The following is a 24,260-nucleotide window of genomic DNA, read 5'->3' on the forward strand; positions in this document are numbered from 1 at the left end:
GGGCCCCGCCGGGCGGCGGCAAATCGTCATCCGGGGCCACGATGTCCGACATCGCCTGGGAACCGGCGCCTCAGCGCCCGGCTGCGGTGGCGCCCTTGCTGCGCGGATCCGGCGCGCCGACGAATCCATCGGACGTCACCAGGATGGAGTTGGCCGAGGTCCGTCCCATCGGCTCCTCGATCTTGTGACCTCGGGCGCGCAGACCGGCGAGCACGTCATCGGCAAAACCCTTCTCGATTCGGACCTCGTCGGGCATCCATTGGTGATGCAGGCGAGGCGCGGTGACGGCCTGTCGGACGTCCATCCGATAGTCGAGCACGTTGACGGTCACCTGCAGCACGGTCGAGATGATGCGGCTGCCGCCCGGGGAGCCCGTGACGAGCACGGGCTTGCCGTCCTTCAGCACGATGGTCGGTGACATCGACGACAGCGGCCGCTTGCCGGGGCCGGGCAGATTGGCTTCGAAGCCGACCAGGCCGAAGGCGTTGGAGGCGCCGGGCGCGGCGGTGAAATCGTCGAGCTCGTTGTTGAGCAGCACGCCGGTGCCCTCGGCGACGAGGCCGACGCCATAGGGGAAGTTCAGCGTGTAGGTGTTGCTGACGGCATTGCCGTCATTGTCGACGACCGAGAAATGCGTGGTGTTGCTGCCCTCCCGCAGCGGCGTGGTGTTGAGCACGTCGCCGGCGCTGGTGGCGTGCGCGGGATCGATCCCGGCGCGCTGGCGCGCGGCGTAGTCCTTCGACAACATCGCGCGCACCGGCGCGTCGACGAAGGCGGGGTCGCCGAGATAGCGCGCACGATCGGCATAGGCACGCTTCATTGCCTCGATCAGCAGATGCAGCGACGCGGGCGAGCCCTGCTTCAGCTCAGCGAGCGGAAAGCCTTCGAGGATGTTCAGCATCTCGACCAGCACGGTGCCGCCCGACGACGGCAGCGGCATCGACACGATGTCATAGCCGCGATAGGTGCCGCGCACCGGCGTGCGCAGCACCGGCTGGTAGGATTTGAGATCGTCCGCTGTCATGATGCCGCCGGCATCCTGGATCGCCTTGGCGAGCTGGTCGGCGACCGGCCCTTCATAAAATCCGCGCGGGCCCTGCTCGGCAATGGCGGTGAGCGTCGCCGCCAGATCGCGCTGGATCAGCCGGTCTCCTTCCCTCAGCACCGTGCCGTCGGGACGAATGAAGATCGCGGCCGACGATTTCCATTTGGCCAGCCGCGGCGCCATCATCGGCAGGGTGACGGCAACGTCGTCGGTGACCGGGATGCCGTCGCGCGCCAGCACGATCGCCGGATGCAGCAACTGCGCCAGCGTGAATTTGCCCGAGCCGTATTTCTCCAGCGCCAGCGCGAGACCTGCGACCGATCCGGGCACGCCGATCGACAGCGCGGAGTCGCGCGACTTGGCATTGTCGGGCTTGCCATCGGCGCCGAGGAAGATGTCGCGCGTGATGGCAGCGGGGCCGGTCTCGCGATAGTCGATCGCCACGTCCTCGTTGGTCCTGGCGATGTGAATGACCATGAAGCCGCCACCGCCGATGTTGCCGGCAACGGGATAGGTGACCGCCATCGCAAAGCCGGTGGCAACGGCGGCATCGACTGCGTTGCCGCCGAGCGCGAGGATGCGCTGGCCGACTTCGGCTGCGATCCTCTCCTGTGCCACCACCATGCCATGCGCGGGCGGCTGCGCCGGCGCGGCGACACCGGGTGGCTGCGGGATGTCGATGGCTTGCGAATCCAGCGCCCGCGCCGGCAGGCAGCCGGCCAGCAACAGCATGAAACCCGCAAGGAGCCGTCGTCGATCAATCGTGAACGTGGTCATCGCAATTCCGCCGTTGCTGACATCCGCCTGGGATCGTCAGATGTTATAGGGCCGCGTCGCCGGCGTAAAACGCGACACCGTGATCGTCGCAGGATGCGACGCCGTGATCGCAAAGGATCTTCGAATGGCCGTCACCACGATCGAGACCTCTGGCACTGCCGACGGCCGAATCTATCCCGGGCGCGCGGCCGTCGTCAGCTGGATCTTCTTCGATTGGGCGGCGCAGCCCTATTTCACGCTGATCACGACCTTCGTCTTCGCGCCCTATTTCGCGGCGCATGTCGCGCCGGACGCGGCGAGCGGCCAGGCGCTGTGGGGCTTTGCGACCGCCGCGGCCGGCATCGCCATCGCGCTGCTGTCACCGGTGTTCGGCGCGATCGCCGATGCCACCGGCCGCCGCAAGCCATGGATCGCGGCGTTCGGCGCGATGCTGGTGATCGGCGCCTCGCTGATGTGGATCGGGCGTCCCGGCGCGCCCGATCTGATCCCGCCGCTGCTCGCGGCCTATGTGATCGCCACCATTGGAGTCGAGTTCGCCACGGTGTTCAACAACGCGATGATGCCGACCTTGGTGCCGCCGGAACGCATCGGCCGGCTGTCCGGCACCGGATGGGCCACCGGCTATGTCGGCGGCATCCTCTCGCTCGTCATCGTGCTCGGCTTTCTCGCCGCCAATCCCGATAGCGGCCGCACGCTGTTTGGATTCAAGCCGCTGTTCGGGCTCGATCCGGTGAGCCATGAAGGCGACCGCATCTCCGGTCCGCTCACCGGGCTCTGGTTCATCGTGTTCGTGCTGCCGATGTTCCTGTTCACACCGGACTTTCCGGCGCGGCACCGGTTGGGCGCGGCCGTGCGCGAAGGCATCGGTCAGTTGAAGGAGACATTGCGCAGCCTGCCGCAGCAACGTGACGTTGCGTTCTTTCTCCTCGCCAACATGATCTACACCGATGGGCTGGTGTCGCTGTTCGCGTTCGGCGGCATCTATGCCGCCGGCACTTTCGGCTGGAACACGATCCAGATCGGCACCTTCGGCATCATCCTCGCCGCTGCCGGCACGTTCGGCGGCTGGCTCGGCGGCAAGCTCGATGATTTTCTTGGGCCGAAGCGCGTGATCGCCGGCAGCATGACCTTGCTGCTGCTCGCGATCATCGCGATTCTCATGGTGAGCCGTGATTCGGTTCTGTTGATTGCGGTCACGCCGGCGGTGCCCGGCGGCCCGCTGTTCGCCTCGCTGCCGGAGCGCGCCTACCTGCTGCTCGGCTGCATCATCGGCGCCTGCGGCGCGCCGCTGCAGGCGGCCTCGCGCTCGCTGCTGATCCGGATGGTGCCGAAGGAGCGCGTGGCGCAATATTTCGGTCTGTTCGCGCTCACCGGCAAGGTCACGTCGTTCATCGGCCCGCTGCTGATCGGCACCATCACCGCGGCCACCGCAAGCCAGAAGGCGGGCATGGCCGTGCTGGTGCCGTTCTTTGCGACGGGATTGCTGTTGCTGGCGCGAGGTGGTCGTGCGGGGCAGGGCGCCTGAAACTTGCTCCGCCGTCATTCCGGGGCGCCCGCAGGGCGAGCCCGGAATCCATACTCACGATCGTGGTTATGGATTCCGGGCCTGCGCCTTGCGGCGCATCCCGGAATGACGGCGGAGATTGTGGGCGCAATCAGTGCCGGAAGTGCCGGACGCCGGTCAGCACCATGGCGATGCCGTGCTCGTCAGCCGCCTTGATGACCTCGTCGTCCTTCACCGAGCCGCCGGGCTGAATGACCGCGGTGGCGCCGGCTTCGATGCAAGCGAGCATGCCGTCGGCGAACGGGAAGAACGCGTCGGAGGCGACCACCGATCCCTTGGTCAGCGGCTCGGCGAGCTTGAGCGCGCTCGCCGCATCCAGCGCCTTGCGGGCGGCGATGCGCGCCGAATCGACCCGGCTCATCTGCCCCGCGCCGATGCCGACGGTCGCCGAATCCTTGGCGTAGACGATCGTGTTCGACTTCACGTGCTTGGCGACACGGAAGGCGAAGCGCAGGTCGCGCAGCTCGGCCTCGGTCGGCGCGCGCTTGGTGACGACCTTCAGATCCATGTCGTCGACGACGGCATTGTCGCGGCTCTGCACCAGAAGTCCGCCGGACACCGTCTTCGCGGTCAGGCCGGCCTCGCGCGGATCGGGCAGGGCGCCGGCGAGCAGCAGCCGCAGGTTCTTGCGGCCGGCGATGATGGAGATCGCCTCCTCGGTCGCGTCGGGCGCGATGATCACCTCGGTGAAGATGCCGGTGATGGCACGCGCGGTGGCAGCGTCGAGCTTGCGGTTCATCGCGATGATGCCGCCGAACGCCGAGGTTGAATCGCACGCCAGGGCCTTCTGGTAGGCAGTGACGAGGTCGGGACCTTCGGCGACGCCGCAGGGATTGGCGTGCTTGACGATGACACACGCGGCGGTGCGCGCCGGGTCGAACTCGGCGATGCACTCATAGGCTGCGTCGGTGTCGTTGATGTTGTTGTAGGACAGCTCCTTGCCTTGGAGCTGGCGTGCGGTGGCGACGCCCGGACGGCGGCCGGGAAGCGCGTAGAATGCCGCATGCTGATGCGGGTTCTCGCCATAGCGCAGCGACTGGATCAGCTTGCCGCCGAAGGCGCGGTAATCGGGCGCGTCGTTCTGGATGGTGGCGGCGAACCAGTTGGAGATCGCGGCGTCATAGGCGGCAGTGCGCGCATAGGCCTTGGCAGCAAGTCGGCGGCGCAGCAGTAGCGTGGTCGAGCCGTCATGCCGCGTCAGGTCGTCGAGCACGGCGTGATAGTCGTTGACGTCGACCACGACGGCGACGTCCTCGTGGTTCTTCGATGCAGCGCGGATCATCGCCGGGCCGCCGATGTCGATGTTTTCGATGCAGTCGTTGAACGGGGCGCCGCGTTCGACCGTGGCCTCGAACGGGTAGAGATTGACGACGAGCAGATCGATCGGCGCGATGTCGTGGCTCTTCATCGCCGCCGCATGCTCATCATTGCCGCGGATCGCGAGCAGGCCGCCATGCACCTTGGGGTGCAGGGTCTTGACGCGGCCGTCCATCATCTCCGGAAAGCCGGTGAGGTCGGAGACGTCCTTGACCTTCAGGCCGGCCTCGGAAATCGCCCTGGCGGTGCCGCCGGTCGATACGAGCTCGACACCGCGCGCGGCAAGCGCGCGCGCGAACTCGACCAGACCGGTCTTGTCGGAAACGGATAACAGGGCACGGTGAACGCGACGAAGCTGATTGGTCATGGGCAGAGTCCTTGTGCAGGAGTTCAATTTGCCCAGGCGCACGGCGGTCAATCCCGCGCTCCCCGATGGTGCTCCATCCAAAGTCGCCAGTCGCGCGAGAGCGGGCCTCATATCAGCTTTTGCCGCCCGCGACAACGGCTGGGCGATCGAACGATCATCTTGGCCGCACAGCTCACCATGAGGGTGCACGGTCTCGCCCGAACATCGGCCGCGTCCCGAGGGCCCGCCGAAGGCGGACGGCTCGGGACGGTGATGTGAGATGATGTGAGAAGCGTTACAGCGGCAATTCCGGCTCTCTCCGAGCATTGCGGCGTCCGTTGGTCTCGGTCGGCGACGCCGACGAGCGCACGAAGCTCCAGCGGATCGACGGGGCCTGCTGCGCGTCCTGCCGGACCACCAGTTGCGTGGTGCGGCGCGGACCGTCATTGCCGGCGAGAAACACGCTGTCCTCGAGATCGACGCGATCGTCGAACGTCTCGAACGTCCAGACCTCGCGATTGGGCAGCACCAGCATGGCGCCGCGGCCGTCGCTGAGCCGGCTGGCCTTGACGGCCGGATGCAGATGGAAGCGCAGCGCGTAGTCCGAGCCGCCGCCGCGAAGTCGGGCGCCTTGCGCCGGCGTCACGGTATCCTCGCCGTCGAGCCGGGAGCCGTCCTCGGCCGCCACCAGCACGCGGCGGTGGACGAGGCCGAACTTCGCCGCGTAGCCATTGTGCGAGGTCGACAGCACGGTGCCGTCCGGCACGACCTCGCGGAAGTTCTCGACCCGCGTCGGACCCGACACGATCGGCGCGCCATGCAGCAGGCGCTTCATCGCCGACATCTCGACGAAGGTGCAGGACGAGGTGTTGTGATAGGTCAGCGTCGAATGCGCCACCGTGCTGCGCGCGAAGGCGCGCCAATTGTCGCGGCCGGTGGACGGCATGCCGCAATTGATCACGATGCGGCACGGTCCGGAGGACATCTCGAAGGCGAGACAGCCGGCATGGGCCTCATGGCTCAGATGCGGCGGCGGCGGCGCACCGGTGTCGACGATCACCGTCATCGGTCCGGCGTCGAGCCGCTGGAAACCGGAATGCGGCATGCTCGCCATCGGCGTGCCGTGGGTGTCGTCATAGGCGAGCAGGGTCGCCAGCAGGTCGGACGGGGTGCCGCCCATGCCATTGAACAGCGCCATGTTGCCGTCGCCGTGCCGGAAGAAGCGCAGCATCGGCATCATGCGGTCGATGGCGTTGAGCAGCGCCGGCGGCGGGGCGATGTTGCGGGCCGCAAACGTCTGCCGCAGCGGCAGCAGGTCGATCAGCAGCTCGATCAGCGCGCCCGGATTGCGCGACACGTGGCCGCCATCGGGCAGGATCTGCCGCTGCAATTCGTCGGAGAGTTTTCGGGTCGCGCTGCGGATGTGCTTGGCCTGGTTGGCGAGGCACAGCGCCGCGTAACACAGTGCGATCAGCACCTGCAGCCGCGGCGCTCCATCGGGGATGTCGATGGTCGAATAGCGCAGATAGCGGATCTCGCGGGTCAGCCCCCGAAGATAGCGGCGGTAGAACTTGCCGTCGGAATCGGCCAGCACCAGCGGCGCCTGCGATAGCAACGAGATCACCCGCCGGGCCAGCACGTCGGCGCGCCGGCTCAGCGGATGGCGGCCAATCTGGTTGGTGATCCAGTCGTCGACCAGAGCACGGGCGTTGGCGCGGGTCAGCGCGGTGTCGGCTGCGCGCAGATGTCGCAGCCAGCCGAAGCCGAGCAGGGCGACCTCCCAATCCTCCGATGGCGGCTCCAGGTCGAAGATCGAGCGGCCATGGCAGGTCACGATCTTGCCGGCGAAGACGAAGCGGCCGGCATAGATCTCGGCGGCCCGCGTCGCGTCCGAAGTGCGCAGGTCATGCGGCGCAATGATGAGTCGGTCCGCCCGTCCGGGCCACAAGCCGGACACGGATACCGATACACCGCTGACGTTGGACATCAGGCTGCGCGCAAAGCGGCCCATCACCAGCGTCGATATGCGTCTGCGTTGAGCGGCGGACACGCCAAGCCTTGGATTCAGAGGGGGATTCGGTTGCGCATCCTTCATAGATCGCAACTGCCGCCGATACACCATTTTTGGCCCCGGTGCAGCACCATCGCGGGACCAGAATCTGGTGCAAAATCAGGATTTAACGGACTAACGCAACGCCGACGCCCTCAACCCGCGACCGACGCAGGGCCGGCGCACGGCGCGCACGATGACACGCTCACGGCCGCCGCTCCAGTCTCGCCGCATAAAATCCGTCGAGACCGCCAAGCCGGGGGTCCTGGTGTGGCAAATGGCAGGGCAGAGTGCGTAGGTCGCCGGCCGGGGTGACCAGCTCGGCCAGTCCTGCCACCTCGCCAGGGGTGACGGGGACGCGGCGCAGCTCGGTGGTTTCGGCCAGCACGCGCTCGACCACCTGCTCGCCCTCCTCGGGCTCCAGCGAACAGGTGCAGTAGACCAGGGTTCCGCCCGGCTTGAGCAGGCCGCTCGCTCGGGTCAGCAGCCGCGCCTGGAGTGCGGACAGGGCGGTGATGTCAGCCTCGCTGCGCAACCAGCCCACATCAGGATGGCGCCGAATGGTGCCGGTCGAGGTGCAGGGGGCATCAAGCAGCAGGCCGTCGAAGCCGCCGCTTTCGGCGGGCTGCCATTCGGCGGCATCGGCCACGACCGTCTCGGCCGTGAGCTGCAGCCGGGTCATGTTGTCCTTCAGCCGGTTCATCCGGGCCGGCGACCGGTCGACCGCGGTGACGCGGGCGCCGGCGTGGGCGAGCTGGGCCGTCTTGCCGCCGGGTGCGGCGCAGAGGTCGGCGATGGTCTTGCCGCCGACGTCGCCGAGCAGCCGTGCAGGCAGGGCGGCGGCGGCGTCCTGCACCCACCATTGTCCCTCGGCGAAGCCCGGCAGGACTGTCACCGAACCATGCAGCACGGTGCGCACGGTGCCGGTCGGCAGCACCTCACCATGCAGCCGCGACGCCCATTGCGCCGGGTCCGACTTCACTGTCAGGTCGAGCGACGGCTCCTGGCCGAGCGCCGCGGCGATGTCCTTCGCGGTCGCTTCGCCGTAATGATCGATCCAGCGCTTGAGCAGCCAGGGCGCGATGTCGAGTGGCTGGCCGGTGGCGTCGTCGAGCAGGCCCGCGCCCTCGCGCGCGCAGCGCCGCAGCACCGCGTTGACGAGCCCGGCATATTTCGCGGCGCGGCGGTCGGCCTGGACCAGGCGGACGGAGAGGTCGACGGCGGCGTGGTCGGGGACGTCCATCCACAGGATCTGGGCGGCGCCGATCAAGAGCGCGCTCTGCGCCCGCGGCGCGTCGGTCGGCACGCCGCGATCCAACAGCCGCGACAGCACGTGGCCGAGCGTTCCGAGCCGCCGCAGGGTGGTGGCGACCAGCCGGCGCATCAGCGCGCGGTCGCGGTCGGCGAGATGCTTCAGTCCGGGATGCGCGCCGGTTCCGTCGAGCTGATCGTCGAGGGTGCGATGCTTGTGCAGCACGCCGTCAACCACGTCGGCGGCGATGCGGCGTGCCGCCAGGCCTGGGACTTCGGAAGGGGTCGCAAAACGCGGCGGAGGCATGCCTGGGAATTACTCGCGAAAGAAGAAAGGCAGTTCCGCGACGATCGGGTGCATGCCATCAGCTTGCGGGTCCTCTGTCACCGGAATATGCCAAATGTAAGAATCGGCTCCGCATTTTTTAGACCTGTTTTATCGCGTGCGCTCACACGATCTGATGATATCGGGAACGATCCGGTTCAACGGTGGAATGGTACGATGAGTAACGAGCCCAAGAGTGAGTCCAAGAGCGGGCCTGAGACCAGGCCCGCATTGTCGGTGGTCGCCAGCAACGACAATCCGCGCAAGCCGCTGACGCCGGCCGCGCAGCGCGCGCTGGCCGAGGCTGAGGAACGCCGCCGACTGGCAGCAGAACAGACGAAGCCGATGCCGACGGAGTTGCAGGGGCCGAAAGGGCCGGAGCCGACCCGTTACGGCGACTGGGAGAAAAAGGGAATCATCTCGGACTTCTGACGGGATGTCCGCGCGCGACGTTCGCGGTTCGGCGCCGGGCTTGTCGGTCCCGCGTTCTCCGCGCTCCCGGATCGCAGCGGTGACTCAGCGCGTGACCACCACAGTTGTGCCGATCGATACGCGCTCATAGAGATCGGTGATGTCGGTGTTGAGCATGCGGATGCAGCCGTAGGACACGTAGCCGCCGACCGAGTTTGGCACGTTGGTGCCATGGATCGCATATTCGCCGCCGGCGAGCGTCATGGCGGCGACACCCATCGGGTTCTGCGGCGAGCCGCCGGGGATCACGTCGGGGATGTTGGGCTTGTCGCGCTTGACGTCGGCCGGCGGCGCCCAGGCCGGATATCTGTACTTGCCGTCGATCTTGGTGGTGCCGGCCCATTGCCGGCCGGCCTTGCCGACGCCGACCGTGTAGCGCATGGCGTGGCTGCCATCGAGCACGAGATAGAGCTTCCGCTCGCCGGTCCTCACCACGATCATGCCCGGCGAATAGTCGCCGGCGATGGCGACCAGCTCGGGACGGGCCGACGCAGAGTCGGCCGTCGTGACCATGGCTCCGACCACCGACGCGGCCAACATCGCGGCCTTCATTGTCAGCCTGCCCGCCCCAGTCCGCATCGCCATCCCCTCACCTGCCGTCAAGGTGCCCGCTCCCCGGCCGGGAGCACGCGGATGGCTTGAGGAAAGAAAAACTTCGTCTGCAAGTAAATGACCTGAAAACAACACTCCCGCGGAATCAGCCGCGGGAGTGCGATGAGCCTTGACGACTGCGGCGAGCGCGTCTCGCGCCCGCCGGGCACGGCGTGCCTACGCCTGCTTCTCCTTGCGGTTCTGACGGTGCTGCACGAGGTCGTCGACCACGCCGGGATCGGCGAGGGTCGAGGTGTCGCCCAGTGCGCCCGGCTCGTCCTCGGCAATCTTGCGCAGGATGCGGCGCATGATCTTGCCGGAGCGGGTCTTGGGCAGGCCAGGGGCGAACTGGATCTGGTCGGGCGAGGCGATCGGGCCGATCTCCTTGCGCACCCAGGCGACGAGCTCCTTGCGCAACTCCTCGCTCGGCTGCTCGCCGGCCATCAGGGTGACATAGGCGTAGATGCCCTGGCCCTTGATGTCGTGGGGATAGCCGACCACGGCTGCTTCCGAGACCTTGGCGTGGGCGACCAGCGCGCTCTCCACCTCGGCGGTGCCCATGCGGTGGCCGGAGACATTGATGACGTCGTCGACGCGGCCGGTGATCCAATAGTAGCCGTCGGCGTCGCGGCGGCAGCCGTCGCCGGTGAAGTACTTGCCCTTGTAGGTCGAGAAGTAGGTCATCTCGAACCGGGCATGGTCGCCATAGACGGTGCGCATCTGGCCCGGCCACGAGCGGGTGAGGCAGAGATTGCCTTCGGTCGCGCCCTCCAGCGGCTTGCCGTCGGCATCGACGATCTCCGGCACGACGCCGAAGAACGGCCGCGTCGCCGAGCCCGGCTTCAATTTGGTCGCGCCCGGCAGCGGCGTGATCAGGATGCCGCCGGTCTCGGTCTGCCACCAGGTGTCGACGATCGGGCAGCGGTCGTCGCCGACGACGCGGTGATACCACTCCCAGGCTTCCGGATTGATCGGCTCGCCGACCGAGCCGAGCAGGCGCAGAGACGCGCGCGAGGTCTTCTTGACCGGCGCGTCGCCGCCCTGCATCAGGGCGCGGATCGCGGTCGGCGCGGTGTAGAAGATGTTGACCTTGTGCTTGTCGATGACGTTCCAGAACCGCGAATTGTCCGGATAGTTCGGCACGCCTTCGAACATCAGCGTGACAGCGCCATTGGCCAGCGGCCCATAGAGGATGTAGCTGTGGCCGGTGACCCAGCCGACGTCGGCGGTGCACCAGTAGACGTCGCCGTCGTGATAGTCGAACACGTATTGATGCGTCATCGCGGCGTAGACGAGATAGCCGCCGGTGGTGTGCAGCACGCCCTTGGGCTGGCCGGTCGAGCCCGAGGTGTAGAGGATGAACAGCGGATCCTCCGCATGCATCGGCTCGCACGGGCACTCGGTGGTCACCATCTCCGCGGCCTCGTGGTACCAGAGGTCGCGGCTCGGGTTCATCTCGATCTTGCCGCCGGTGCGCTTGACCACGACGACCCAGTCGACGTTGTCAACCTTGTTCAGCGCGGCATCGACATTGGCCTTGAGCGGCACCTTGCGGCCGCCGCGCAGGCCCTCGTCGGCGGTGATGATGATCTTGGAATCGCAGTCCTTGATGCGCTGGGCAAGCGAGTCCGGCGAGAACCCGGCGAACACCACCGAGTGGATGGCGCCGATGCGGGCGCAGGCCAGCATTGCATAGGCGGCTTCCGGGATCATCGGCAGATAGATGGTGACGCGGTCGCCCTTCTTGACGTTGCGGTTGCGCAGGATGTTGGCCATCCGGCACACCTCGTCGTGCAGCTCGCGATAGGTGATGCGCTTGGATTGCGAGGGGTCGTCGCCCTCCCAGATGATCGCGGTCTGGTCGCCGCGGGTGGCGAGGTGACGGTCGACGCAGTTGTAGGCGGCGTTGAGGACGCCGTCCTCGAACCATTTGATCGAGATGTTGCCGGGGGCGAAGGAGACGTTCTCGATCTTCGTCGGCGCCTTGACCCAGTCGACGCGCCTGGCCTGCTCGGCCCAGAAGCCGTTGGGATCCTTGATCGAGCGCGCGTACATCTCCTGGTACTTCGCGTCGTCGACAAAGGCGCGTTTCGCCCATTCGGCCGGAACGTCGTAGATCTTCTCGGACATTTCACACCCTCCACATGCGGCCCGCCGTGGTCCAGCGCAGGCCGTCGTTGTTCCCACTATGCGTCCGCGTAACCGGCGGCGACAAGGCAAGACAAGTAGAACCTTCGGCGGGGACCCGGTCTGCGCAGGATCAAAGAATTGTGCGCGGAGGTTGCGGCAGCCGGCCGCGCGGCAGAGGTCGCGACAATCAGCAGCATCAAGGTTACCCAGAATCGGGTCGCTGCCCGGTATTTTGAAACCGCTTTGCCCAAAATTAGGGACTCGCTATCCGGCCCATCACGCCCTAAATCGCCTTGAAGCTGTGGATAACTGGGCCGGAACCAAACCGGACTCCGGGGCATTGAGCGGATCAACACGACGGCAGGGCGTCTAAAGCAATGATGGACCAGCAGAATTTCGAGAGCCCGCGGGTCGGCCCGGCCGACGCCGAGGTCGCGCTCGCGAAAGCGCTGGGCCAGTGGCCGTCCAAGCCGCCGCGCCGCAAGCTGACCTTGAAGGATCTGGCCCACGCCAGGACCGCCGACGCCCAGGGCAATGCCAAGACCTCGGTCGAGGAGCTCGCCAAGCGCATCGGGCTGAAGCTCGGTGACCAGGCCGAGCTGACCATCCGCCGCATCAAGCGCGGCAAGAGCTATACCTTCATCCGCGCCAATGGCACCCCGATCCGCCACGCCGGCACGATCCGCCGCCTGCACGCCATGGCGGTGCCGCCGGCCTATCGCGAGGTACGCTACGCCCCCGACCCGAGCCTGCACCTGCAGGCCGTCGGCGTCGACGCCGCCGGCCGGCTGCAATACCGCTATCACGCCGACTGGGAGAAGGTGCGCGAGCATCGCAAGGCGCATCGCCTCGCCAAGCTCGTCGGCGCGCTGCCGCGCATCCGTCGCGCGGTGTCGAAACATCTCGCCGGCGACGAGCCGACGCGCGAGTTCGCGCTCGCTGCCGTGATCGAGCTGATCGCGCGCACGGCGATCCGCCCCGGCAACGAATCCTATGCGCGGCTGAACGGCACCCGCGGCGCCACCACGCTCTTGAAGTCGAACGTCGCGCTCGAGGACGACAGCCTGGTGCTGACCTTCAAGGCCAAGGGCGGCAAGGCCGTGCGCAAGGAATGCGACGCCGCCAAGTTGGTGCGGGCCGTCGGCATCCTGCGCGGCGTGCCCGGCCGGCGCATGTTCCAGTATCGCGACGCGCAGGGCGTGGTGCGTGCGGTCTCGACCACGCAGGTCAATGCCTTCCTGCGCGAGATCGCCGGCATCAAGATCTCGCTGAAGGATTTCCGCACGCTGATGGCCTCCGCCGTCGCGCTGGAGACCTTGTCGCGGATCACGCCGGCGGCGAGCGCGCGCGGCCGCAAGAAGCAGATCCTGGAAGCGATCCGCGCCGCCGCCGACGAGCTCACCAACACGCCGGCGATCTGCCGCCGCAGCTATGTGCACGACACCATCGTCACGGCGTTCGAGGACGGCATTCTCGAACGCTTCGCCGCCACCATGAAGGGCCAGCGCTCGCAGACGCGGCGCGAGCAATTGCTGGCGCAAGTGGTGACGGCCGTCTCGGCCTGACACAGCTAACGATCAAGCCTGGCAGCGCGCCCCGATCTTGGCCGACGCAAGGAAGCGGGCGATCGGATCGAGCTGCCGGCACGGCACCGCCGCGCTCTTCACCGTCGCGGCCTCGCGCTTGGCCGGCCGCAGCACGGTCGACTTGCTGGCCGGCTTGGCGCGGCGGGCAGCCGACGCACCACGTCCCTCCGCGCGCACGGCCCGCGAGAGCAGCGGCAGGCGCGCGCCTTCGTTGAGATCGAGCGGCGGTGTTTCGAAACTGCGATCGGTCTCGTTCAACGTATCAACGCCGGGAATGGGCTCGCGGATCAGCGACGACGTCGCTTCGCCCGCGATCACGCCGGGCGATACCGCGGCAAGCACCATCTTCGTTGCAAGCAAGCAGCAGATTATCACGAGGCAGAACCCCGCAATCCAGATCGTTCTGTTCACTGTAGGAAACCCCCGCCGATCGCGCCGGACAGTGCGGGACATCCCCTTCCCGCAGCCGGCGCCGTGCCGACCAATCAACCTTAAGAAAGTCTTACTCGCAATGTTTTCGGCAGGTTCGGCCGGCCTCGGCTCGCATCGTAGTTAATGGCGCTGGCGATCGCGCATCGATGTCGGCCAATGACCGATGTGGAGTGATCAGTTCGCAGCAGGCTGCGACATTGCGGCGCGGCTCTCGTTCAATGAGTCGGTGAGACGATCTCGATGCCCTGAGGTTTCACGGATCACGTTAAGTTATTCGCCGAAACCAGCTTCCAAAAGCGTCCGTAGCTCGGCCCGACATGACGCGAGAGCAACAGCGCTCTCCAACGCGTCGATGTCGCAGTCGAACTCATCGTGCGGCTCTGCCGCCGTCTTCATTAGGGAGCTACCCATGTCCAAGCGCATTGCCTTTCTCGCTGCCGCCGCCTTCAGCGCGCTGTCGCTGACCTCGGCCTTCGTCGCGCCTGCCAGCGCCGAGGAGAAGACCGTGATGGTCGGAGGTGCGGCGATGTATCCGTCGAAGAACATCGTGCAGAACGCGGTCAACTCGAAGGATCATACGACGCTGGTCGCCGCGGTGAAGGCCGCCGGCCTCGTGCCGACGCTGGAAGGCAAGGGTCCGTTCACGGTGTTCGCGCCGACCAATACCGCGTTCGGCAAGCTGCCGGCCGGCACCGTCGACAGCCTCGTCAAGCCGGAGAACAAGGCGACGCTGACCAAGATCCTCACCTATCACGTCGTGCCCGGCAAGCTCGAGGCGTCCGACCTGAAGGATGGCCAGATGCTGAAGACGGTCGAGGGCGAGCAGCTCACCGTCAAGCGCGAGGGCAAGAACGTCGTGATCGTCGACGCCAAGGGCGGCACCTCGATGGTGACGATCCCGAACGTCAACCAGTCGAACGGCGTCATCCACGTGGTCGACACCGTGCTGATGCCGGCGTCCTGAGGCCCGGCGCGACACCGGACACATCCGTTTCTTCCTCCTCCTCCTCGCGGATGTGACCAGGAACGAGCCGGGGCCACCCCCGGCTCGCTTTTTTGTGAACGCGATAGTTTCTGCGTATCGTTTTGATCGGCGCCGCGGGTGTAACGGAGCCCGCCGAGCCGGCGTATACTTGGCGTGACGAATGCAAGCGACGGAAATGCAAGCGACGGAGCCGACCGCCATGACGAGCGCCACCACCAGCGCCCCCTCGACCCTCGCGGCGACCGGGGGACCTGTAACTGGAGTCGCGACCAAGGTCGTTCAGCCGGCCTGGGTGCGCGTCATGCATTGGATCAACGCCGTCGCGATGATCATGATGATCATGTCGGGCTGGCAAATCTACAACGCCTCGCCGCTGTTCGACTTCCGCTTCGACCGCAGCTTCACGCTCGGCGGCTGGCTCGGCGGCGCGCTGCTGTGGCACTTCGCGGCGATGTGGCTGCTGATGCTGAACGGCCTTGCCTATCTCGTCACCGGTCTCGCTACCGGCCGGTTCCGCCGCAAGCTGCTGCCGATCTCGCCGGCGTCCGTCATCGCCGACCTCAAGGCCGCGCTGACGTTCAAGCTCGCCCATGACGACCTCACCGTCTACAACGCGGTGCAGAAGCTGCTGTATCTCGGCATCATCGGCGTCGGCATCGTCGTCGTGCTCACGGGCCTGTCGATGTGGAAGCCCGTTCAGCTGCATTGGCTGGTGAGCCTGTTCGGCGACTATCCGGCGGCGCGCTACATCCATTTCGTCTGCATGGCGCTGATCTGCGCCTTCCTGGTGATCCATATCCTGCTCGCGCTGCTGGTGCCGAAGAGCCTGCGCGCGATGATCATCGGCCGCTGAGAGGAGAGACAACCATGGCGAAACGTCCGTTCCTCATTCCCGGCGTCGACAAGCGGCTCCTGATCAAGGACTCGCTGAAGGTGATGCCCGATCTCACGCGGCGCCGCTTCATCACCGGCGGCGCCAGCCTCGGCGCGCTGACCTTGCTCGCCGGCTGCGACGTCGTCGACGGCGACACCGCCGAGGAGCTGCTCAAGAAGGTCTCGAAGTTCAACGACGCGGTGCAGGCCTGGATGTTCAATCCGGACGCGCTGGCGCCGACCTTCCCGGAGAGCGCGATCACAAAACCGTTCCCGTTCAATGCCTACTACACGCTGGACGAGGCGCCGGAGATCGATGCCGCCGACTGGAAGCTCGAGGTGCGCGGCCTCGTCGACAACAAGAAATCATGGACGCTCGACGAGCTGCACGCGCTGCCGCAGGTGACGCAAGTGACGCGCCACATCTGCGTCGAGGGCTGGAGCGCGATCGGCTCCTGGACCGGCACGCCGCTGCGCGATTTCCTCAAGCTGATCGGCGCGGACACCCGTGCGAAATATGTCTGGTTCAACTGCGCCGACAAGGACGGCTACAACTCGCCTTTGGACATGCGTACCGCGCTGCATCCGCAGACCCAGATGACGTTCAAGTTCGCCGACCAGATCCTGCCGCGCGCCTACGGCTACCCGATGAAGATCCGCGTCCCCACCAAGCTCGGCTTCAAGAACCCGAAATACGTCGTCGCGATGGAAGTCACCAACGATTACAAGGGCGGCTACTGGGAGGACCAGGGGTACAATTCGTTCAGCGGGAGTTGATCTCCCGCCAATCGAGCCCGAATGACGGCCGCAATCTCCGCTGTCGTCCCTGCGTTCGCATGGACGACACTGTCGATCAGGCTCGATCGGCGGCTTTCAACTTCCCCTGCATCGCCGCCATGACCGCCCCTAACAGCAACAAGGCCGCCGAGACGTTCAGCGCATAGGTCAGGCTGCCCATCGCATCGGTGATCGCGCCGACCACGAATGGACCCAACGTCTGGCCGATGCCGAACACGATGGTCAGGGCCGCGATCGCGCGCGACCACGCCGCCTGCGGCAGGTTGAAGCGCACGAACGCGGTGGTTGCCGTGGTGACGGTGGAGAAGGCGACGCCGAAGATCGCGGCCGACAGCGCCAGCATGGCTGGCGAATGGCTGAGAGCCGGCAGCGCGGCGCCGATGGCGTTGATGGTGAGGATGATCGCGGCCGGCATACCGCCGCGATCCAGCGCCAGCACGCGGCGCCACACCCACGGCGTGGTGAAGCCGGCCAGCCCGATCAGGCACCAGAACGCGGACTGGGCGGCGGCGCCGCCGCCGAGGTCGCGGACATAGGCGATCATGAAGGTGAGATAGGCGATGTAGCCGGCGCCATAGAGGAAGTAGCCGAACAGATAGATCGTCATCGGCCGCAGCGAGACCGGACCCGCGCTGCCGCCCGTCATGGCCGCCATCGCCGGGATCGATGTCAGCAGCAGCGGCAGGATCAGCACGCAGCCCAGCGCCGTCAGCGCCAGCCATACCATCCACCACGAGCCGGGCCCGAACGCCTGCAGCACGAACGGCGCCACCAGGCCGGAGGCGACGATGCCGAGCGGCGGTCCGGCATAGAACAGGCTGAGGATGAAGCTCGCCTGGGCCGGCCGCGATTGCGCGATCCGCGCCGCCAGCGTGCCGCCCGCGACGAAGGCGACGCCCGCGCCGACGCCGGTGATCAGCCGCGCCAGGCTGAGCGAGACGAAGTCGCCTGTCAGGGCGCAGACCGCGAGCGAGGCCAGCGCCGCCAGGGTTCCGCCACGCACCGTCGCCGGTGCGCCGATTCGGCCGATCAGACGCGACGCAATCAGCGCGCCGATCAGATAGCCGGCGGCGTTCACGGTGTTCATGAAACCCGCGGCCGAGTACGACCAGTGCAGCGAGTCCCGCATGTCCGGCAGCACCAGCGCATAGGCAAAGCGGCCGATGCCGAGGCCGACGATGGGGCCGAGCGAGAGCGTCAGGTTGAGCCGCGCCGGATGGGCCGGAGGCGGATCGGGCGTGGGATTCAGCAAGACATGCTCCGGCGCAGTGATCGTCCGGCAGTCCATGCTCTCTAGCGGCGATCCTGGAGAACATAGCAGCTCGGCGCGCCGGTCCAGAAGACGTGCGGCGGCAATGGTGGCTTGCCAACCGTGCAGGAGGGCTTTAGCACTCCGCGCGGATTTTCGTTCCCGTCATTGCCGGTTTGGCCGGCAATCCGGCCAAGAATGCTGGATGCCCGCGCAACGCCTGGGCATGACAAGCCCCGCGAGGACAACGACCATGGCGACCCAGAAGCTCCTTTTGCTGCCCGGCGACGGCATCGGCCCCGAAGTGATGGCGGAGGTGAAGCGGCTGATCGGCTGGCTCAACGCCAAGGGGCTCGCCTCGTTCGAGACCGAGGACGGGCTGGTCGGCGGCGCGGCCTATGACGCCCACGGCGCGTCGATCTCCGAGGCCGACATGGACAAGGCCAAGGCGGCCGACGCCATCATCTTCGGCGCCGTCGGCGGCCCGAAATGGGATGGCGTTCCCTACGAGGTCCGCCCCGAGGCGGGCCTCTTGCGCTTGCGCAAGGATCTCGGCCTGTTCGCCAATCTGCGCCCCGCGGTGTGCTACCCGGCGCTCGCCGATGCCTCCAGCCTGAAGCGCGAGATCGTCGAGGGGCTCGACATCATGATCGTGCGCGAGCTGACCGGCGGCGTGTATTTCGGCGAGCCCAAGACCATCACCGATCTCGGCAACGGCCAGAAGCGCGCCATCGATACCCAGGTCTACGACACCTATGAGATCGAGCGCATCGCCCGCGTCGCCTTCGACCTCGCGCGCAAGCGCCGCAACAAGGTGACGTCGATGGAGAAGCGCAACGTCATGAAGTCGGGCGTGCTCTGGAACGAGGTCGTCACCGCGGTTCACAACCGCGAATACAAGGACGTCACGCTCGAGCATCAGCTCGCCGATTCCGGCGGCATGAACCTGGTGAAATATCCGAAGATGTTCGACGTCATCGTCACCGACAACCTGTTCGGCGACATGCTGTCGGACATCGCGGCGATGCTGACCGGCTCGCTCGGCATGCTGCCGTCCGCTTCGCTCGGCGAGGTCGACGCCAAGACCCACAAGCGCCGCGCGCTGTACGAGCCGGTGCACGGCTCGGCGCCGGACATTGCCGGCAAGGGTCTCGCCAACCCGATCGCGATGCTGACGTCGTTCGGCATGGCGCTGCGCTACTCCTTCGACATGGGCGCGCTCGCCGACAAGCTCGACGCCGCCATCGCCGCCGTGCTGGCGTCAGGCCTGCGCACCGCCGACATCAAGGCCGAGGGTTCGACCCCCGCCTCGACCGCGCAGATGGGCGAGGCGATCATCAAGGAGCTGGAGAAGCTCACGGCGTAGGTGGAGCCGAGGTTCCCCGCGCTGAAGGTGCACTCCCCTCCCCCTTGCGGGGAGGGGTTGGGGGTGGGGGTCCCCACCCAGCGACACGGCCGTGTGCACCATCTCACCTTGCCCAGACCGTCCTGTTCATTATCGACCTCGAGGCGTTTCATCCGAAGCACCTCTATCGCTCGTCTCAAAACGAACTCATCAGAGAGCATCGCCCGGGGACCCCCACCCCCGACCCCTCCCCGCAGGGGGGAGGGGGGCTCACCGTCGTTGTCGAGATCGCGCAAATCCAACGCACGACGTGTTCGATCTCGCCACCGGGCGCGTCGTCGCTATTCCGCGGTCGCGTCCTGCATGCGCATCGCAAGGCCTGTCGATTTTACCTATAGACTTTCATCCCCGGATGAATAGCCTGACCACAACGCCGCGCCATTGAATGGACGCGGTCTCGTACGCGTTCGACATGATGCGTGCGAAGGCCGGGGAGGATGAATGTGATCGCGCTTGCGATGCGATATGTCGCTCGCCGTGCATGGTGTCGCCGCCAATGTCGCGACCATCGCCCCGTGGCGATTGTACGCGACCTCCCTCACCACATGCGCTGACGCATGAGCGCGCCGCTCATCTCCGTTCACGGCCTGTGCAAGAGCTTCCCCGGCGTCCGGGCGCTGCACAATATCAGGTTCGAGCTGCGCGCAGGCGAGGTCCATGCCGTGATGGGCGAGAACGGCGCCGGCAAGTCGACCTTGATGAAGATCCTCGCCGGCGTCTACCGCAAGGACTCCGGCGAGATCATCTACGACGGCGCCAGCGTCGATTTTCCAGGACCGCGCGAGGCGCAGGCCGCCGGCATCGGGATCATTCATCAGGAGCTGCAGCTGATGAACCACCTCACGGTGGCGCAGAACATCTTCATCGGGCGCGAGCCGATGAAGGCGTTCGGGCTGCTGCTCGACGAGGACAGGCTCAACCGGCAGGCGGCCGAGCTGCTTGCCCAGCTCAATCTGTCGATCGACCCGCGCACGACAGTCGGCGGGCTGACGGTGGCCAGGCAGCAGATGGTGGAGATCGCCAAGGCGCTGTCCTTCAACTCGCGCGTCCTGATCATGGACGAGCCGACCGCCGCGCTGAACAATCGCGAGATCGCCGAGCTGTTCAAGATGATCCGCGCCTTGAAGGCACGCGGCGTCGGCATCGTCTACATCTCCCACAAGATGGACGAGCTGAAGCAGATCGCCGATCGCGTCACCGTGCTGCGCGACGGCGAGTATGTCGCGACGGTGCCGGCCGAGAGCACCACGATCGAGACCATCATCGGCATGATGGTCGGGCGCAGCCTGAGCGATGCGCGCGTGGCGGGCACGGCGCCGGCCGGCGAGATCGCGCTCGAGGTGCGCAGGCTGAATTGCGGGCCGCTGGTCCGCGACGTCAGCTTCACCTTGCGCAAGGGCGAAATCCTCGGCTTTGCTGGACTGATGGGCGCCGGCCGCACCGAGGTCGCGCGCGCGATCTTCGGCGCCGACGCCGTTCCGTCTGGGGATATTCTCGTCGACAATCGCAAGGTGACGATCCGCTCGCCGGCGCATGCGGTCGCCCACGGCATCGGCTATCTCTCCGAGGACCGCAAGCGCTTCGGCCTCGCCACCGGCATGGACGTCGAATCCAACGTCGTGATGTCGAACCTCGCGAACTACCTTGCAATGAAGTTCGTGCTCAGGAAGCGCGCGATCCGCGACACCGCTGGCCGCTTCATCCGGATGCTGAACATCCGCACGCCTTCGGTGTCGCAGCAGGTTCGCCTGCTTTCCGGCGGCAACCAGCAGAAGATCGTGATCGCCAAATGGCTCGATCGTGATTGCGACATCCTGTTCTTCGACGAGCCGACCCGCGGCATCGACATCGGCGCCAAGAACGAGATCTACCGCCTGCTCCGCTCGCTGGCCGACCAGGGCAAGGCGATTGTGATGATCTCGTCGGAGCTTCCCGAGGTGATCAGGATGAGCGATCGCATCGTCGTGATGTGCGAGGGCCGCATCACCGGCGAATTGTCGCCGGACGAGGCCACGCAGGAGCGGATCATGCAGCTGGCCACCCAGCGCGAAACCATGAAGGCAGGCTGACGGCATGAGCGACCCCGCATTGGTCAAGGATCAGGTCAAGGATGGCCTCGCGCCGAGCGGCGCGATGGCGGCGCTGCGGCGCCGTCTGCTCGGGCCCGCAGCGCTGCAGAAGCTGCTGGCGTTCGCGAGCCTCGTGCTGCTGCTGGTCTATTTCAGCTTCGCGTCGCCGGCGTTCATGCAGACCGACAACATGATCAACATTCTGCAGGCGACCGCGGTCAATGGCGTGCTGGCGATCGCCTCGACCTTCGTCATCATCACGGCCGGCATCGATCTGTCGGTCGGCACGCTGATGACCTTCTGCGCGGTGATGGCCGGCGTGTTCCTCACCTATTGGGAGCTGCCGATGTGGACCGGCATCGTCGCGGCGATCGTGACCGGCGCGATCAGCGGCGCGCTGTCGGGCACGGTCATCACCAAGATGAAGGTGCCGCCGTTCATCGCGACGCTCGGCATGATGCTGGTGCTGAAGGGGCTGGCCCTGGTCGTCTCCGGCAGCAAGCCGATCTATTTCACCAACACCGAGAACTTCTCGATGATCTCGCAGGACTCGCTGCTCGGCACGCTCGTGCCGGCGCTGCCGATTCCTAATGCAGCCCTGATCCTGTTCGTGATGGCGGTGCTGGCCTCCGTCGTTCTCAACCGCACCGCGCTCGGCCGCTACACCTTCGCGATCGGCAGCAACGAGGAGGCGGTGCGGCTCTCCGGCGTCAACGTGGACCGCTGGAAGATGATCATCTACGGCGTCGGCGGCGCCATCTGCGGAGTCGCGGGACTGCTGATCGCGTCGCGCATCAACTCCGCGCAGCCGGCACTCGGCCAGGGCTATGAGCTCGATGCGATCGCCGCCGTCGTCATCGGCGGGACGTCGCTGAGCGGCGGTACCGGCACCATTCTCGGCACCATCATCGGCGCATTCATCATGAGCGTGCTGACCAACGGCCTGCGCATCCTGTCGGTGGCCCAGGAATGGCAGTTCGTCGTCACCGGGGTCATCATCATTCTCGCTGTTTACGCCGACATGCTCCGTCGAAACCGCGCCTGACCCTTCAAGGAGGACCAGCTACCAGCACCGCTACGACGTCGCGCTGAAGATTGCGCTGCCCGCCGACAGCGAGCGGCCACGACCACGATCATCGATGTAACGATAAGGTCACTGAAGAGAGCAGAGGAAACACCAATGTTGAGCAAGCATCTCCTCGGCGTCGCGCTCGGCGCCATCATGGTCGCGGGAGTGTCCGCGAGCGCGCGCGCCGACGATGTCTACATCCCCCTTGTCTCCAAGGGCTTCCAGCACCAGTTCTGGCAGGCCGTGAAGCTCGGCGCCGAGCAGGCCGCGAAGGCCGCTAACGTCAAGATCACCTTCGAGGGGCCGGAGACCGAGGCCATGGTCGACAAGCAGATCGACATGCTCTCGGCGGCGCTCGCCAAGAAGCCGCAGGCGATCGGCTTCGCCGCGCTCGATTCCAAGGCCGCCATTCCGCTGCTGAAGAAGGCGCAAGCCGCCAAGATCCCGGTGATCGCCTTCGACTCCGGTGTCGACAGCGACATTCCGCTGACCACCTGCACCACCGACAACGTCGCCGCGGCGGGCCTCGCCGCCGACAAGATGGCGGACATGATCGGCGATGCCGGCGACGTCGCCGTGGTCGTGCACGACCAGACCAGCCGCACCGGCATCGACCGCCGCGACGGCTTCCTGAAGCGGATCAAGGACAAGCATCCGAACATCAAGATCGTCAGCGTGCAGTATGGCGGCGGCGATCAGTTGAAGTCGACCGAGATCACCAAGTCGATCCTGCAGGCCAATCCGAACCTCAAGGGCGTCTTCGGCGCCAACGAGGGCTCCGCGATCGGCGTGCTGAACGGCGTCAAGGAGATGAAGAAGAAGATCGTCGTGATCGGCTACGATTCCGGCAAGCAGCAGAAGGCGGCGATCAGCTCGGGCGAGATGGCGGGCGCGATCACGCAAAATCCGATCGGCATCGGCAGCTGCACCGTGGAGTCAGCGGTCAAGGCGTTGAAGGGCGAGAAGCTGCCGAAGGTCACCGACACCGGCTTCTACTGGTACGATAAGTCCAACATCACCGATCCGAAGATCGCGGCGGTGCTGTATGATTGAGACGGGTGCGAGGTCGGGCCGGATGATCGCATATGATGATCTGAGTTTGTGGCGGTCCATCTCCGCGTCGTCATGGCCGGGCTCGTCCCGGCCATCCACGTCGCGAGGCGGGAAGGACGTGGATGCCCGGGACAAGCCCGGGCATGACGGAGTAGCCCACTCGGACGCCTGCTTGTCGCGACTGCCCGTCGGGCAAATCGGATCAGCTCTCGGGTGCGATCGATGCGATTGACGGAGGTTGCCGGTCGTTCCGTGGCTCTATTCCCTTCGCGGCGAAGAACTTATTTCGCCCGCGATTTCAAGCTCGTCCGCTTGATCAGTCGGCCTCCGCCAAAAATTTCACTTTCGTTTTTCCAGAATCCATGGTCTTCTCCCTCCATCCCGCTTCGCTTGCGAGGGGCGTTTCGCGATCGTCACGAGGCGCGAGGCGGGAATGCGGTGGCCGCGAGGGCTCGCAGCATGTCCTAGGGGCATGCGGACGAACGAGGCTCTTGCGGACGTGAAGCTGCGTGGTCCTGGCGCCCCGATGCTGGCGCCAAGTCGTCGGGCGATGATCCCGAAGGCGACGGTGGCTAACAGGCCGGACACCGGGGAGAGCGCACATAAGCGTGAAAACCATCGCGCAGGGAAGGCCGGGTCGATCCGGCTGTACCTGTGGTTCCTGCCCCGTGCATTTTCCCGCACGGGGGCCACGGGCCTCAGCCGAGGCCCGGCCTTCCCTGCGCCCTCTGCAAGGAGAGGGCGATCAGACGAGCAAAGACTCGGACGCGAAAGCGGGTGCGAGGATGACCAGTCGTGCCGAAAATTCCGGTGTCGTCCCGGCGAACGCCGGGACCCAGACTCCCCGACATGGGTGTGAGGCACGCTGGAGCAA

18 protein-coding genes and 1 riboswitch are annotated in these 24,260 nt (G+C 66.4%); of the genes, 10 read left to right on the top strand and 8 right to left on the bottom strand.

The features are described from left to right. Positions 1-70: 70 nt before the first annotated feature. Positions 71-1,777, bottom strand: a complete 1,707-nt coding sequence (gene ggt / locus QX070_RS29430; protein ID WP_315740737.1) for a gamma-glutamyltransferase — start codon at positions 1,775-1,777, stop codon at positions 71-73. A gap of 169 nt (positions 1,778-1,946) precedes the next feature. On the opposite strand from ggt, the gene QX070_RS29435 reads away from it, so the two are divergent. Next, on the top strand, positions 1,947-3,347 hold the full coding sequence (locus tag QX070_RS29435) for an MFS transporter (RefSeq protein WP_315740654.1): 1,401 nt from the start codon (positions 1,947-1,949) through the stop codon (positions 3,345-3,347). Between the two features lie 130 nt (positions 3,348-3,477). Here QX070_RS29435 and purH read toward each other — a convergent pair whose 3' ends face one another. The 3 genes from purH to QX070_RS29450 form a co-directional block, all read right to left on the bottom strand. Then, complete coding sequence (purH, locus tag QX070_RS29440; protein ID WP_315740655.1) at positions 3,478-5,070, bottom strand: bifunctional phosphoribosylaminoimidazolecarboxamide formyltransferase/IMP cyclohydrolase; 1,593 nt, start codon at positions 5,068-5,070, stop codon at positions 3,478-3,480. Between the two features lie 23 nt (positions 5,071-5,093). Further along, a riboswitch (ZMP/ZTP riboswitch) is annotated at positions 5,094-5,174 on the bottom strand. 170 nt (positions 5,175-5,344) lie between these two features. Beyond that, on the bottom strand, positions 5,345-7,060 hold the full coding sequence (locus QX070_RS29445) for a heparinase II/III family protein (protein ID WP_315740738.1): 1,716 nt from the start codon (positions 7,058-7,060) through the stop codon (positions 5,345-5,347). Between the two features lie 244 nt (positions 7,061-7,304). Further along, positions 7,305-8,657, bottom strand: coding sequence for an RsmB/NOP family class I SAM-dependent RNA methyltransferase (locus QX070_RS29450; RefSeq protein ID WP_315740656.1), 1,353 nt, complete (start codon positions 8,655-8,657; stop codon positions 7,305-7,307). 195 nt (positions 8,658-8,852) lie between these two features. Between QX070_RS29450 and QX070_RS29455 the strand changes: the two genes are divergently transcribed. Then, the gene (locus QX070_RS29455) at positions 8,853-9,107 is read left to right on the top strand and encodes a DUF1674 domain-containing protein (RefSeq protein ID WP_315740657.1); all 255 of its coding nucleotides are present in this window, start codon (positions 8,853-8,855) and stop codon (positions 9,105-9,107) included. 84 nt (positions 9,108-9,191) lie between these two features. On the opposite strand, the gene QX070_RS29460 is transcribed toward QX070_RS29455, so the two are convergent. Together QX070_RS29460 and acs are read right to left on the bottom strand one after the other, a co-directional pair. Beyond that, positions 9,192-9,698, bottom strand: coding sequence for a L,D-transpeptidase (locus QX070_RS29460; RefSeq protein ID WP_409999186.1), 507 nt, complete (start codon positions 9,696-9,698; stop codon positions 9,192-9,194). Between the two features lie 216 nt (positions 9,699-9,914). Further along, positions 9,915-11,867, bottom strand: a complete 1,953-nt coding sequence (gene acs / locus QX070_RS29465; protein ID WP_315740658.1) for an acetate--CoA ligase — start codon at positions 11,865-11,867, stop codon at positions 9,915-9,917. A gap of 377 nt (positions 11,868-12,244) precedes the next feature. Between acs and QX070_RS29470 the strand changes: the two genes are divergently transcribed. Then, on the top strand, positions 12,245-13,432 hold the full coding sequence (locus tag QX070_RS29470; RefSeq protein ID WP_315740659.1) for a DNA topoisomerase IB: 1,188 nt from the start codon (positions 12,245-12,247) through the stop codon (positions 13,430-13,432). Between the two features lie 12 nt (positions 13,433-13,444). Here the strand turns inward: QX070_RS29470 and QX070_RS29475 are convergent, their stop codons facing one another. Next, positions 13,445-13,813, bottom strand: a complete 369-nt coding sequence (locus QX070_RS29475; RefSeq protein WP_315740660.1) for a hypothetical protein — start codon at positions 13,811-13,813, stop codon at positions 13,445-13,447. Between the two features lie 481 nt (positions 13,814-14,294). Between QX070_RS29475 and QX070_RS29480 the strand changes: the two genes are divergently transcribed. From QX070_RS29480 to QX070_RS29490, 3 genes are all read left to right on the top strand, one after another. Continuing rightward, positions 14,295-14,849 (top strand): fasciclin domain-containing protein, encoded by a 555-nt coding sequence (locus tag QX070_RS29480; protein WP_315740661.1) that lies wholly within the window; start codon positions 14,295-14,297, stop codon positions 14,847-14,849. Positions 14,850-15,069: 220 nt separating this feature from the next. Further along, a complete protein-coding gene (locus QX070_RS29485) occupies positions 15,070-15,723 on the top strand; it encodes a cytochrome b/b6 domain-containing protein (RefSeq protein ID WP_315740662.1) in 654 nt (217 codons plus the stop codon). Between the two features lie 14 nt (positions 15,724-15,737). Continuing rightward, entirely contained in the window at positions 15,738-16,520 is a 783-nt protein-coding gene (locus QX070_RS29490) for a molybdopterin-dependent oxidoreductase (protein ID WP_315740663.1), read from the top strand. A 76-nt stretch (positions 16,521-16,596) separates the two neighbouring features. On the opposite strand, the gene QX070_RS29495 is transcribed toward QX070_RS29490, so the two are convergent. Then, complete coding sequence (locus QX070_RS29495) at positions 16,597-17,829, bottom strand: YbfB/YjiJ family MFS transporter (RefSeq protein ID WP_315740664.1); 1,233 nt, start codon at positions 17,827-17,829, stop codon at positions 16,597-16,599. 214 nt (positions 17,830-18,043) lie between these two features. On the opposite strand from QX070_RS29495, the gene leuB reads away from it, so the two are divergent. From leuB to QX070_RS29515, 4 genes are all read left to right on the top strand, one after another. Beyond that, entirely contained in the window at positions 18,044-19,156 is a 1,113-nt protein-coding gene (gene leuB / locus QX070_RS29500) for a 3-isopropylmalate dehydrogenase (protein ID WP_315740665.1), read from the top strand. 596 nt (positions 19,157-19,752) lie between these two features. After that, positions 19,753-21,264 (top strand): sugar ABC transporter ATP-binding protein, encoded by a 1,512-nt coding sequence (locus tag QX070_RS29505; protein ID WP_315740666.1) that lies wholly within the window; start codon positions 19,753-19,755, stop codon positions 21,262-21,264. Between the two features lie 4 nt (positions 21,265-21,268). Next, on the top strand, positions 21,269-22,309 hold the full coding sequence (locus QX070_RS29510; RefSeq protein ID WP_315740667.1) for an ABC transporter permease: 1,041 nt from the start codon (positions 21,269-21,271) through the stop codon (positions 22,307-22,309). Between the two features lie 135 nt (positions 22,310-22,444). Continuing rightward, positions 22,445-23,386 carry an ABC transporter substrate-binding protein gene (locus tag QX070_RS29515; RefSeq protein ID WP_315740668.1) on the top strand — a complete coding sequence of 314 codons (942 nt, stop codon included), beginning with the start codon at positions 22,445-22,447 and terminating at the stop codon, positions 23,384-23,386. Positions 23,387-24,260 lie beyond the last annotated feature (874 nt).

The sequence above is a fragment of the Bradyrhizobium sp. SZCCHNR1093 genome, from assembly GCF_032381175.1.
Taxonomy (GTDB): Bacteria; Pseudomonadota; Alphaproteobacteria; order Rhizobiales; family Xanthobacteraceae; genus Bradyrhizobium.

What these genes read in the sequence shown, in the direction of transcription:
- purH (WP_315740655.1), bottom strand. Translation starts at nt 5,070, where the DNA reads ATGACCAATCAGCTTCGTCGCGTTCACCGTGCCCTGTTATCCGTTTCC.
- QX070_RS29495 (WP_315740664.1), bottom strand. Translation starts at nt 17,829, where the DNA reads ATGGACTGCCGGACGATCACTGCGCCGGAGCATGTCTTGCTGAATCCC.
- leuB (WP_315740665.1), top strand. Translation starts at nt 18,044, where the DNA reads ATGGCGACCCAGAAGCTCCTTTTGCTGCCCGGCGACGGCATCGGCCCC.
- QX070_RS29510 (WP_315740667.1), top strand. Translation starts at nt 21,269, where the DNA reads ATGAGCGACCCCGCATTGGTCAAGGATCAGGTCAAGGATGGCCTCGCG.
- QX070_RS29505 (WP_315740666.1), top strand. Translation starts at nt 19,753, where the DNA reads ATGAGCGCGCCGCTCATCTCCGTTCACGGCCTGTGCAAGAGCTTCCCC.
- QX070_RS29435 (WP_315740654.1), top strand. Translation starts at nt 1,947, where the DNA reads ATGGCCGTCACCACGATCGAGACCTCTGGCACTGCCGACGGCCGAATC.
- acs (WP_315740658.1), bottom strand. Translation starts at nt 11,867, where the DNA reads ATGTCCGAGAAGATCTACGACGTTCCGGCCGAATGGGCGAAACGCGCC.
- QX070_RS29455 (WP_315740657.1), top strand. Translation starts at nt 8,853, where the DNA reads ATGAGTAACGAGCCCAAGAGTGAGTCCAAGAGCGGGCCTGAGACCAGG.
- QX070_RS29490 (WP_315740663.1), top strand. Translation starts at nt 15,738, where the DNA reads ATGGCGAAACGTCCGTTCCTCATTCCCGGCGTCGACAAGCGGCTCCTG.
- QX070_RS29460 (WP_409999186.1), bottom strand. Translation starts at nt 9,698, where the DNA reads ATGAAGGCCGCGATGTTGGCCGCGTCGGTGGTCGGAGCCATGGTCACG.
- QX070_RS29480 (WP_315740661.1), top strand. Translation starts at nt 14,295, where the DNA reads ATGTCCAAGCGCATTGCCTTTCTCGCTGCCGCCGCCTTCAGCGCGCTG.
- QX070_RS29485 (WP_315740662.1), top strand. Translation starts at nt 15,070, where the DNA reads ATGACGAGCGCCACCACCAGCGCCCCCTCGACCCTCGCGGCGACCGGG.
- QX070_RS29445 (WP_315740738.1), bottom strand. Translation starts at nt 7,060, where the DNA reads ATGGGCCGCTTTGCGCGCAGCCTGATGTCCAACGTCAGCGGTGTATCG.
- ggt (WP_315740737.1), bottom strand. Translation starts at nt 1,777, where the DNA reads ATGCTGTTGCTGGCCGGCTGCCTGCCGGCGCGGGCGCTGGATTCGCAA.
- QX070_RS29470 (WP_315740659.1), top strand. Translation starts at nt 12,245, where the DNA reads ATGATGGACCAGCAGAATTTCGAGAGCCCGCGGGTCGGCCCGGCCGAC.
- QX070_RS29515 (WP_315740668.1), top strand. Translation starts at nt 22,445, where the DNA reads ATGTTGAGCAAGCATCTCCTCGGCGTCGCGCTCGGCGCCATCATGGTC.
- QX070_RS29450 (WP_315740656.1), bottom strand. Translation starts at nt 8,657, where the DNA reads ATGCCTCCGCCGCGTTTTGCGACCCCTTCCGAAGTCCCAGGCCTGGCG.